Source organism: Butyrivibrio sp. (assembly GCF_015056685.1).
Taxonomy (GTDB): Bacteria; Bacillota; Clostridia; order Lachnospirales; family Lachnospiraceae; genus Butyrivibrio.
This window is the reverse complement of sequence record NZ_SVFW01000075.1, coordinates 1-12,048: the sequence shown is the minus strand read 5'-3', so window position 1 is coordinate 12,048 and position 12,048 is coordinate 1. Positions and strand designations below refer to the sequence as shown.

The following is a 12,048-nucleotide window of genomic DNA, read 5'->3' as shown; positions in this document are numbered from 1 at the left end:
TGCTTGGATTTATCATGTTTATAATAATATACTGCTATCAAGAATTCTACTATCTAAATGACATTGGAACCGTCCCCGCTGACTTCCCTGATCACATTCCTATAAGCATCCCCACATAGTACACAATAAATGCTGCAATCCACGCAACTACGCACTGCCACAGAACAACAGCAACAGCCCATCGTCTTCCCATCTCCCTGCCAATTGCAGCAACAGCCGCAACGCATGGAGTATAAACAAGTGAAAAGACAAGAAGGCTTACTGCAGACAAAGTGCTTATAGCAGCAGAAACGCCGCCTGCTTCGTCAAACAGCACTTCCAAAACTGATACCACACTCTCTTTTGCCATGAAACCGCTTATGAGAGATGTGCATATTCTGAAATCTCCAAGGCCAATTGGTTTAAAGATAGGAACCAGAATTCCGGCAATTGCTGCAAGCATGCTGTCCTTGGTGCTGGCCACAAGTTCCAGATGGAAATCAAAGCTCTTGAAAAACCACACAACTATTGAAGCCAGCATAATAACTGAAAATGCCCTCTGAATGAAATCTTTTGACTTTTCCCACATCAGCTGCATTACACTTCTGGCACTAGGCATGCGGTAATTTGGAAGTTCCATTACAAACGGAACTGCTTCGCCCTTAAACAATGTCTTTTTATAGATCAAAGAAACTATTATTCCTAAGACAATCCCCAGAAAATACAGCGCGGTGATCACCAGCCATCCCTTGTCAGGGAAAAATGCTGCCACAAAAAAGGCATAAATAGGAAGCTTGGCGGTACAACTCATAAATGGAGTAAGAAGAATCGTCATTTTCCTGTCTCTGTCACTTGGAAGGGTCCTGGTCGCCATTACAGCCGGAACCGTACATCCAAAGCCGATCAAAAGCGGAACTATACTTCTTCCGGAAAGTCCTATTTTCCTAAGGAGCTGGTCCATAAAGAATGCAACTCTTGCAATATATCCACTGTCTTCAAGAAGTGATAAGAACAAGAATATTGTAACGATTATAGGCAAAAAGCTAAGGACACTTCCCACGCCTTCAAAAATACCATCAACCACGAGGCTGTGAATAGCTGCATTAACTCCTGCCTGCGTCATGGCATTGTCTACAAGAAACGTCAATGCGCTAACTCCAGTTTCAATAAGTCCCTGCAAAAAAGCTCCGATCACATTAAAGGTCAAAAAGAAAATAGATGCCATTACAAGAATAAACACCGGAATAGCAGTAAATCTGCCGGTTAGGACTTTATCTATCTTCTGGCTTCTGATCTGTTCCTTGCTCTCATGAGGTTTTACAAGGCATTCATCACATATCTTGTGGATAAAAGCAAATCTCATATCTGCGATGGCTGCTGCCCTGTCAAGGCCTCTTTCTGCCTCCATCTGCCTTGTAATATGTTCAAGTGTCTCTTTTTCATTATCATCGAGATTTAGCTTATCAATTATGAGCTGATCTCCCTCTATTGCCTTATTGGCCGCAAATCTCAATGGGAGCTCTGCTGTCTTAGCGTGATCCTGTATAAGATGCATAACTGCGTGGATGCATCTGTGAACAGCGCCGCCATTATCATTTTCATCACAAAAATCCTGGCGTCCCGGTTTCTCCTGGTAGTGGGCTATGTGCATGGCATGGCGCACAAGCTCGTCTATGCCTTCATTCTTGGCTGCAGAAATAGGAACAACAGGAACCCCAAGCATACTCTCCATAAGGTTGATATCAACCGTTCCACCATTGCCCCTAAGTTCATCCATCATGTTAAGGGCAATCACCACAGGAATGTCCATTTCAAGAAGCTGCATAGTCAGATACAGATTTCTCTCCATGTTTGTGGCATCCACAATGTTGATGATGGCCTCAGGCTCTTCCTCAAGCACAAAGTTCCTGCTGACAAGCTCTTCACTGGAATATGGAGACATGGAATATATTCCGGGAAGGTCCGTTATCATTGTATTTTTTTGTCCGAGTATTGAACCATCCTTGCGGTCCACAGTAACTCCAGGGAAATTACCAACATGCTGATTTGCACCTGTCAGTTGATTGAAAAGAGTCGTCTTTCCGCAGTTCTGGTTACCTACAAGAGCAAATGTCAAAAGAGCTGTATCCGGCAAAGGATTGCCGCTTCCCTTTGGATGGAACTTACCTTCCTCACCAAGTCCCGGGTGTTCGATCTTTTTAGAATTCTTTTTTGACTGTCCTGCCTTACCAGGTTCTTTCGCCTCAGATAGCTTGGTTACCTGAATTTTCTCAGCGTCAGCAAGACGAAGTGTGAGCTCATACCCATGAATCCTAAGTTCCATAGGATCACCTAAAGGCGCAAGCTTAACAAGTGTAACTTCCGCCCCTGGTATAACTCCCATATCCAGAAAATGTTGGCGAAGAGCTCCCTCTCCGCCAACAATATCAATTCGTGCACTTTCACCAATAAGTAAATCTTTTATTGTCACTTCAATTTCTCTCTTTCATTAAGGAAACATGGGTGTTTTATGTTAAGTGCAAGCTTTTATTATAAGTAATATCAGTCGAGATGCCAGATGTCTCTGTTGTATTCAGCGATTGTTCTGTCTGATGAGAAATATCCAGCCTTAGCTATATTGGTAAGCATCATCTTTTTCCACTTATCACGGTTCTCGTAATCAGCGAAGACCTCATCTTTCTTGGCAATATAGCTCTCAAGATCAATAAGTGTCATGAACCAGTCCTTGTTAAGAAGCTCGTTGTAAAGTCTCTCAAGATTCTCTTTATGTCCAACCTTGAGGCACTCTTTACTTACGATGAAATCTACAGCTTCCTTTATAACAGGGCTCTTCTTATAGTAATCCTTTGAAACGTAGTCAGCCTTCTTGTAATGCTTAATAACTTCGTCAGCACTGATACCAAAGATATAGATATTGTCGTCACCAACAAGCTCATGGATCTCAACATTTGCGCCATCATCAGTTCCAAGAGTAATTGCTCCGTTAAGCATGAACTTCATGTTACTTGTTCCTGAAGCCTCTTTTGATGCAAGAGAGATCTGCTCTGAAACATCGCATGCAGGAATAAGCTTTTCAGCGTAGCTTACGTTGTAGTTTTCTACCATGACAACCTTCATATACTTATTTACATCAGGATCATTGTTGATGATCTCCTGAAGAACAAGTAAAAGGTGAATAATATCTTTTGCAATAACATATGCAGGTGCAGCCTTAGCGCCAAATATGAATGTAAGCGGTCTTACAGGCTTCTTGCCACCCTTTATTTCGAGATATTTATGGATGATATAAAGAGCATTCATCTGCTGTCTCTTGTACTCATGGAGTCTCTTTACCTGAATATCAAAGATTGAATCAGGGTCAACTTCAACATTCTCATGCTCCTTGAGATAAGAAGCAAGCTCTTTCTTTTTATCCATCTTAATCTCTTCAAGTTTATCAAGAACTTCCGGATTGTCAATGTGGTCTAATAGCTTTTCAAGTTTATTTGCATCTTTCTTAAAGCCATCTCCGATTGTCTCTGAAAGGAAATCAGCAAGTGGATGGTTACATGAAAGAAGCCATCTACGGAATGTTATACCGTTTGTCTTGTTATTGAACTTCTCAGGATAGATCTTGTAGAAGTCGTTGAGCTCACTGTCCTTAAGAATATCTGTGTGGATAGCAGCAACACCATTTATTGAGAAACCATAGTGGATATCAATAAATGCCATGTGAACCTTTTTATCCTTGTCGATGATCTGAACCTTAGGATTCTTGTACTGAGCTCTGATTCTCTTATCAAGCTCTTTGATATAAGGAACAAGCTGTGGAACTACCTTCTCAAGATACTCAAGTGGCCATGTTTCAAGAGCCTCTGCAAGGATAGTGTGGTTTGTATATGCACATGTCTTGCTGACTACGTTGATAGCCTCATCAATATTAAATGCCTTTTCCTCAACAAGAATTCTGATAAGCTCAGGAATGATCATTGTTGGGTGAGTATCATTGATCTGAATCACAGCATGTTTGTGAAGCTCATGAAGATCATACTGACGCTCTTTCTGTTCACGAAGGATAAGCTGTGCAGCATTTGATACAAGGAAATACTCCTGGTAAATTCTAAGAAGATTTCCTGCCTCATCAGAGTCATCAGGATAAAGGAAAAGAGTAAGGTTCTTATCGATCTTAGTCTTGTCGAAATCAATTCCTTTTTTTACAAGGCTCTCGTCTACTGACTCAATATCAAAAAGATGAAGCTTGTTTACTCCTGTGTCGTAACCAACAACGTTCATATTGTAAAGACGTGAAACAACTTTCTTATCACCAAAAGCTACCTCGAAAGTAGTATCTGTCTTCTCAAGCCAGGAATTTTCCTCGATCCAGTCATTCTTTTCAGCATACTGGAGATGGTCCTTAAATACCTGTTTGAAAAGTCCGAAGTGATAGTTAAGACCAATTCCTTCACCTGCAAGACCTAATGTTGCAATAGAATCAAGGAAGCAGGCAGCAAGTCTTCCAAGTCCGCCATTTCCAAGTGATGGCTCCGGCTCGCACTCTTCAACTTTAGAAAGGTCCTTGCCATTTTTTTCAAGGATAGCCTTAACCCTGTCATATACTCTGAGGTTAATGAGATTGTTGGAGAGAAGTTTACCGATAAGGAACTCCATAGAGATGTAGTAAACTTTCTTTTCTCCGTTGTAAACTTCAGCCACATCCATAAGGCGTGAAGACATCTCTAAAAGAATGTAGTAAGTCTCCTGGTCTGTACACTCCTTAATTGTTTTGCCGAATTTCTCATCAGCAATTCCCTCAAGCTGCTCCTCAAGGTTGAGTACAAGTACGTCGCGTTGCATGTTTGTGTGCTTGGACATTTTTCTTTCTCCTCTCGTTAATAAACCGTGTTTACGGAAAACGTTTTCTTTATCTTTTATGTGTTAAGGTTATCATAGGAAAACGTTTTCTGCAAGCATTATTTTTTATGAAATAATATCCTCGTACTTTATTCGTACCAGTTCATGCTTTATTGTGACTTTACGTCCGGTCTCGCCTGACATCAATCGGTTCAGTTCCAGGATTGCCTCTTCAGATATTTTTGAAAAATCCTGCTTAACAGTATTCATCTGTTTTCCAACATATCCCATAAGGATAATCCCGTCAAATCCACAAACCGGTCTGAATATATCCATATCAATAAGGGCCTTCATTGCCCCAATTGCCATCATATCCGAAGCACACACAACGCAGTCAGCATTTTTTGCAAAGCGCATTGTGAGCTCTCTTGCCTTTAGTTCGGAAAACTGCCCATTTCTCACAGTGAGTTTCAGGTTCTTTTCTTCACACAGTTTCTTTATTCCTAAAAGTCTGTCCTTAGTGACATAACCGGTGTCTTCACCTGCCAGGTATAATACCTTTTTGCATTTGTTCTCAGTAATAGTCTTTTTAGCAACATCGTACTGAGCCTTTGCATGATCAACGCTGACTGAAGAGGTTGAATCATTAACCATAGGCGCATCAACTACGACCATTTTGAAATGTCCACTATCTATGAGCTTGTGAATAGCCTTGTCCTTTGTGGTCATGCCATAAACAATGATTCCCCTTATTCCCTGGGATTCGAAGTAACTTGTGACCTCTTCGACAGTCATATCCTCTATCATTGAGGCAAACACAGTGATAACATCCAGCTGCAGCTCTTTTGCCTTATGAACTGCCCCGGATATGTACCGCATATTGATCTCATCACTAGCCTGCGTACTTAAATTCAGTTTTATCAAAAGTGCCACTCTTCCTGTTTTTTTGGAAGACAGTGATACTGCCACTGCATTAGGCACAAATCCCAATCTGTCAACGACTTCATTGACCTTGTTCCTGGTCTTCTCACTGACATTGGGATAATTATTTAAAACCTTTGAAACTGTTGAGATAGCCACTCCGGCTTCTTTTGCAACATCTTTTATCGATACCATTTTTCCCCGCCTGAAATGTTTAATCTTATTTTTTGATGGCACAAAATGTCATCTGATAAGGAAATCGTTTTCCATGCCAATTAATCATAGCTTTTTGGCATTGGTTTGTCCATTAAAAAAGCATAAAATTGCTGTTACACATTACGGCAGTGTAAAAAAAGAGGATTTCTGCAAAAGCTATGTGCTTAAGCAAGAATCCTCTTTTTTATCTACTTGTCCTTATTGTGTATATATGTGTAAGTTTATGTATGATCTCACGCGGTTGTCTTACTGCAAAACAAATCCACCATTTGGTGATAATACCTGTCCTGTCACATATGGCGCAGTAAGCAGGTATTCCATAGCACTCGCAATGTCCGAAACGTCACCAATGAATCCCTGTGGAATCGTTGCTGCAAGTGCATTAAGTTCATCCTGATTAACTCCCCTTAGCATATCAGTCATTATCATACCGGGTGCAATAGCATTGACTCTCACACCTCTTCCTGCAAATTCAAGAGCAAGAGCTCTGGTAAGTCCTATTATGCCTGACTTTGAAGCACAGTAATCAGCCTGATTGATAACACCTGTAAGTCCTCCGACTGAAGATGTGTTAACAATACAGCACTGATCATCCTTACTGCTATGATTTATCATATGTGGAAGCACAAGATGTGTCATGTGAAGAAAACTCATAAGATTTGTATTTATGACATTTTCATACTGTTCTCTTTTTATATCGATCCAATTACAATTGTTGGTGATTCCTGCATTATTGATCAAAACATCAATATTATCACCAAATTTTTCTACTGTTGCCTTTACCAAAGCTTCACAGTCTTCATATTTGCTCACATCAGCCTTTACTACCAATGAATCAACGCCATAATCCTTTTTTATCTTCTCTGCAATATTGTCTGATAAAGCTTTGGAAGACTCACTTCTGTAATTAATTACGACATTGTACCCCATCTCACCAAGCTTAAGAGACATAGCTTCGCCGATTCCTCTAGATCCACCTGTTATAATCGCTGTTTTTGACATTTCTTCATCCTCCTGTAATGTTGTAGTTTTGCTACCATTGCAACAATAGAAAAAGAGTAATCCCTGAATTTCGTTTAGGAATTACTCTTTTATCATAACACAACATCCTTCAATTCTCTAATCAAAAAGGCTTCACGTTTCCATAATTATTATCATTTAGATACCACTTTTCCGCCTTTATGACGTGTCATGCAAACAGATCCGCCCGTTTTAATAGTTTCCTTTACAAAGGCATTCATAATATCGGCATAAACTGTCTTTCCATCCTTGTTAAAAGATGACTCCAATGCATCAAACTCATTGCCTTCATAAACAATTGACATGGCGCTTCCATCAGACATCTTCATAACCATAGTAGTCATACTGCCTGCTTTTACTGTAAAATACTCATAATCTTCTGAATCAAGGAAAGCTTCTATATCTTCTACAGCACCTTCCATCGCATCAGCTGCTGCCGCCATATCCATCTCCGCAGGAACCTGCTCTTCTGTATCTGAAGTATCAATACCAGCTGTTTCTTCTCCTGAAGCCATCATTGCAGCTGCCACAGGGTCAATGTCCATAGGTGCTTCTACGATTGGAGGTTCCTCTGCTGTCATAGCCTCTTCTGCGGGCATTTCTACAGGCGCCTCTTCAATTGGCATCTCTGCTACCGGTGCTTCTTCAACAGGAGCTTCGCCTGCAGATGCTCCTTCCATTGCCGCCATCATTGCCATCATGTCTGTATCTGGCGCTGCCTCTTCTATCGGCATCGCTGCTGGCGCCTCTTCAGCAGAAACCTCTTCTGCTGCCGTTCCTTCCATTGACGCCATCATTGCCATCATATCTGTATCCGGCGCTGCTTCTTCTGCAGCTGGCATGTCCATAGGCACTTCTTCTGCCGGCATCTCTACTGGCATCTCTGCTGGTGCTTCCTCTGTCGGAACTTCTTCAACCGGTGCTTCTGCTGCGGCCGCAGCTGCAGCTGCATCCGCCATCATTGCCGCCATAACAGGATCTATATCATCTGGATTTATGTCCATTGCTGGTGTTTCAATCGAAGCTTCTTCAACCTGAGGCTCTGCCACCGGAGCTTCCTCTACTACTGGAGTTCCTTCCATTGCTGCCATCATTGCCATCATATCTGTATCCGGCGCTACTTCTTCTGCAACTGGCATGTCCGCAGGCACTTCTTCGACTGGCATCTCTACAAGTACTTCTACTGCTGGTGCTTCCTCAGCTGGCACTTCCCCCATAGCTGCCATTGCTGCTGCCATAGCATCGGCCTCTGCCATTTCAGCTGGGCTAGCCTCTACAGCTTCTTCTGTCGGTACCTCGGCAGGAGCTTCTCCTGAAGCCATTGCAGCCATCATTGCATCAACTTCTGAAGCATTTTGAGCAGCTGCCATCGCCGCCATCATTGCCTCAACATCCTGTGCAGGCGATGTTGCCTCTGTAGGTGCTTCTTCTACTGCCGGCATTTCTACTGGCACTTCTGCAGCCGGCATTTCTGCTGGCATTTCTACTGGTGCCTCTGCTGGGGCCTCCTCTGCTGATGCTCCTTCCATTGCTGCCATCATTGCCATCATATCTGTATCCGGCACTGCCTCTTCTGCAGCCGATATTTCTGCTGGCATCTCTGCTGTTTCTGCTACCGGCATTTCTGTTGGCACTTCTGCAGCTGGCATTTCAGCCGGCATCTCTACTGGCGCCTCTGCTGGGGCTTCCTCTGCTGATGCTCCCTCCATTGTTGCCATCATTGCCATCATATCTGTATCCGGCGCTGCTTCTTCTGCTGCCGGCATTTCTGTTGGCACTTCTGCAGCTGGCATTTCGGCTGGCATCTCTACTGGTGCCTCTGCAGCTGGCATTTCAGCCGGCATCTCTACTGACACTTCTGCAGCTGCTTCTTGTCCATTTCCAGCAAGCATAGCTTCCAGATCAGGAATATCCTGAACTGGTTCTTTCTCAACTTTCTTTCGTGGCTTTTTAGGAGCCGGAGCTTCTGCAGCTTGTTCCTGAACAGCTGCGCCTTCTTCTGCCTTCATTGCCGCTATAAGATCATCAACATTCGCTGTAGATAAATCCTGACCACCAAGCATATCCTGAGTATTCATGCCTTCCATGCCATATCTCCTTTCATGAAACACAGACAAAAACGTGACAGTGTAAACAGTCTATATATATTATCGTTTATTTCTATAATATTTTACAGTAAATTTTCTATAAACTTCACCTTGTTGCCTGCGAAAAAGTATACTTTTTTGTAAACGGACGCAGTCAAGCTGAAAGTGCCCATACCTTTGGATAGAGCGATTTAGTATGAGCAATAGAGACAGTTAAGATAAAATAAAAGCCCTGTTTTCTGTTCTGAATAAGCATGAAAGAAAACAGGGCGCATTATTTTATATTTACTGTGTCTTTGCGAATACTCCGAGATCTATCCAAAGATATGGGCACTTCTGGATTTTATGCCACTCGCAAGAAAATATGTATCCACCAGATTATATACAAGTGTCACGATCATACCCATCACAACAGGGAGCTCCATTTTCATGTACGCTTTCGAAATTGGCGCTCTCTCAAATAACTCATTTTCCATTAAGTGAAGCCTCACACGACTAAAGTCGCGTGCTTCCATACCCCGTTTTCTAGGGCATGGACTCATTGACTACAGATACAGCTTATACAGCGATACATCAAGCTGCAGCCTGAAGTTCTCCATTTAAGCTAATTAGTGTAGCCAACGTGCAGGTGCTTCTCTTCGCACAACCGGGGATTTTTGCCTCGATGCGCTGCCTCTCCCTTGCGGGCAAGGTCTTTAAGAGCTCTCTTACAAAGTACCTTGAGCATATATTATATGTGGCATTAAGGTCACAGTTGTAGATCTTTCCGTTCTGGAATTCACATTCGCTGTAACTTTTGCATTTAGTTGAATCATGCCCGCGGAGAACCCTGCCACTGCCATCATAAGCAAGATAACTTGTTCCCCTGGCGTTGATATGGCTGATACGTATGCCGTTTACATGGGCTTTATGTTCGACCATGTTTTGTACATATCGCGCCTTCCACAATGCAAGCTTTTGTTTGTGTGAACCTCTTTTCTTTTTGTTAAGATCCAGGTGCTCAAATACAATCACATCCACATTGTAGAGTGTTGCATTTTCCATAATGAAATTTACTATCTTTACTGCAATGTCATCATTAACACCTTTTGCATAACTCCAGAGATTAGTGACTACCCTTGAACCATGGCGTTGTGCTCTTTTGATATGTCCTATCTTGTGCTTTAGAGAGTCGTATTCTTTAGGAAGTTTAAGAAAATGTCTCCCTAAGACCGTGCCATCTGAACGCATGACAGTACATGTTGCAGAAGAGTTTATCCCAAGATCCACGGATAGTATTGTCTGTTTTCTGATTGGTGTATTCACAAGCTTTATGTTTTGTTCAAATGCAAAGTCAAGATACCAGCATTTGCCACGCTTTTGTAGTGTTGGAGCGCATTCTTTTAAACTTTTACAATGATGAAGGATATAGTCTACATCGCTCTTGCGAAGCTGTACCGTTATCCAATCCCAAGTATTATTACGGAACACTTTTATCTGCGCGGTATAGTCACTTTCACGGACATACATGTTGTCACGATAAAGCACTGGGTAGCAAAAGCCTGCTTTTGGCAGAGATGGTTTTAAACCACGCTCGCGCTTATCAGAAGAATCCCAGTTCAAAAGATTACTTTTATAGGAACTGACTTTACCGATAGCTTCTGATATAGCTGCTCTTCGCAGGTAACATGGCATCTTGTAAAACTTTTGATTAAAGTTATATGCTACATTTAGTCTTCTTGATGTTGGTACTGTTAGTGTCTCTACATATGACTGTTTTGCTTTCAATCCTTTGATGGGTGTTATCCTGTCCCATTCTTTTAAACAGATACCTATAAAGAAATCTGTGGCAGAACGATATTGTTCTATGGATTCTTTAAAGATATGTCTGTATTCTTTTATTTTGACAGAATACATAGATGTAATATTCATGTTCTGCCTCCTTTCTTTATATTTCTGTTTTTGCGGCTAACTCATGACTAAAGTCACGAGTGTGCGCCGCTTATCGCATCAAAATCCTGCTTTCTTTAAGAGATCTCCGAGTGAAGTTGTAGCATCACCATCACTCTCAAACTCTATTTTTTCTTCAGTGATCTCAGTAGCAGCTATTTCTTCAAGTGCTTTCATGCTAAGGCTGAGTCTTCCATCCTTTATGGCAATGACCTTAACCTTTACTTTCTGGCCAACCTTCAAAACTGATGATGGATGAGCTATTCTCTGATTACATATCTGAGAAATATGAACAAGTCCAGTCATTCCATTTCCAAGATTTACAAATGCGCCATAATTCTGAAGGCTTTCAACAACACCTTCGGTCACAAGTCCCACTTCAACATTGGAGATCATCTCTGCTCTTTTTGCATCAGCCTGTTCCTTTAAGTACTCTCTTGCAGAAAGAACAAGTTTATCAGCATCCTTGTCTGCTGTTATGACCTTAACCTTAAGAGTTTTGCCAACGTATTCAGAAAGCTTATCCTCTTCAACAAACTGAAGATCAAGTTTAGATGCAGGAATAAATCCTCTTATTCCCTCTAAGAACGCTACGCATCCACTCTTAACTGCCTCTGATACTTTTACATCTACATATGAATCCGAATCAGCTATTTCCTTTATTTTGTCCCATGAAATAACCTGATTTGCCTCTTTTTTAGACAAAAGAATATTTCCATTTCCGTCATCAGTGCTGATAACTGTCGCTGAGATCTCGTCGCCAATTTTTACATCTCTGTGAATTGAAAACTTTGGATCATCACTCATATCAGCTACTTTTATAACGCCCTGAGTGTAGTACTTAAGGTCAAGAGTAATTTCAGTTTCTGAAATATCTATAACTGTTCCCTCAAGAATATCCCCTTCTTTTACCTTTCTAAATGATCTTTCAATCTCATCCTTAAAATCATTCATTGTTTCTTCTGCCATTTTTTATCCTCCAAAAAACTTTTGGTAGTGTCAAATCTGACACCCCCTTTTTTGTTACTAAATCCTTTATTTTCGGGAGTTCAAAATAAAAAGAGCA

The 12,048-nt window shown here is 41.6% G+C and carries 8 protein-coding genes; all 8 read right to left on the bottom strand.

Features of this window, described 5'->3' with window-relative positions; all coding sequences use genetic code 11:
• Positions 1-91: 91 nt before the first annotated feature.
• Entirely contained in the window at positions 92-2,449 is a 2,358-nt protein-coding gene (gene feoB, locus E7303_RS17320) for a ferrous iron transport protein B (protein ID WP_292146705.1), read from the bottom strand.
• A gap of 71 nt (positions 2,450-2,520) precedes the next feature.
• Positions 2,521-4,830 (bottom strand): glycogen/starch/alpha-glucan phosphorylase, encoded by a 2,310-nt coding sequence (locus E7303_RS17315; protein ID WP_292146704.1) that lies wholly within the window; start codon positions 4,828-4,830, stop codon positions 2,521-2,523.
• 105 nt (positions 4,831-4,935) lie between these two features.
• Positions 4,936-5,925 (bottom strand): LacI family DNA-binding transcriptional regulator, encoded by a 990-nt coding sequence (locus E7303_RS17310; protein WP_292146703.1) that lies wholly within the window; start codon positions 5,923-5,925, stop codon positions 4,936-4,938.
• Positions 5,926-6,192: 267 nt separating this feature from the next.
• The gene (locus tag E7303_RS17305; protein ID WP_292146702.1) at positions 6,193-6,948 is read right to left on the bottom strand and encodes an SDR family NAD(P)-dependent oxidoreductase; all 756 of its coding nucleotides are present in this window, start codon (positions 6,946-6,948) and stop codon (positions 6,193-6,195) included.
• Between the two features lie 152 nt (positions 6,949-7,100).
• Positions 7,101-9,053, bottom strand: coding sequence for a hypothetical protein (locus tag E7303_RS17300; RefSeq protein WP_292146701.1), 1,953 nt, complete (start codon positions 9,051-9,053; stop codon positions 7,101-7,103).
• 314 nt (positions 9,054-9,367) lie between these two features.
• On the bottom strand, positions 9,368-9,529 hold the full coding sequence (locus tag E7303_RS17295) for a hypothetical protein (RefSeq protein WP_292146700.1): 162 nt from the start codon (positions 9,527-9,529) through the stop codon (positions 9,368-9,370).
• Between the two features lie 97 nt (positions 9,530-9,626).
• The gene (locus E7303_RS17290) at positions 9,627-10,964 is read right to left on the bottom strand and encodes a transposase (RefSeq protein WP_292146699.1); all 1,338 of its coding nucleotides are present in this window, start codon (positions 10,962-10,964) and stop codon (positions 9,627-9,629) included.
• Positions 10,965-11,042: 78 nt separating this feature from the next.
• Positions 11,043-11,951, bottom strand: a complete 909-nt coding sequence (locus E7303_RS17285) for a S1 RNA-binding domain-containing protein (RefSeq protein WP_292146698.1) — start codon at positions 11,949-11,951, stop codon at positions 11,043-11,045.
• Positions 11,952-12,048 lie beyond the last annotated feature (97 nt).

Excerpts from the sequence above, each read along its gene's own strand:
- E7303_RS17315 (WP_292146704.1), bottom strand. The coding sequence starts at position 4,830 with ATGTCCAAGCACACAAACATGCAACGCGACGTACTTGTACTCAACCTT.
- E7303_RS17310 (WP_292146703.1), bottom strand. The coding sequence starts at position 5,925 with ATGGTATCGATAAAAGATGTTGCAAAAGAAGCCGGAGTGGCTATCTCA.
- E7303_RS17305 (WP_292146702.1), bottom strand. The coding sequence starts at position 6,948 with ATGTCAAAAACAGCGATTATAACAGGTGGATCTAGAGGAATCGGCGAA.
- E7303_RS17300 (WP_292146701.1), bottom strand. The coding sequence starts at position 9,053 with ATGGAAGGCATGAATACTCAGGATATGCTTGGTGGTCAGGATTTATCT.
- E7303_RS17295 (WP_292146700.1), bottom strand. The coding sequence starts at position 9,529 with ATGGAAAATGAGTTATTTGAGAGAGCGCCAATTTCGAAAGCGTACATG.
- E7303_RS17290 (WP_292146699.1), bottom strand. The coding sequence starts at position 10,964 with ATGAATATTACATCTATGTATTCTGTCAAAATAAAAGAATACAGACAT.
- E7303_RS17285 (WP_292146698.1), bottom strand. The coding sequence starts at position 11,951 with ATGGCAGAAGAAACAATGAATGATTTTAAGGATGAGATTGAAAGATCA.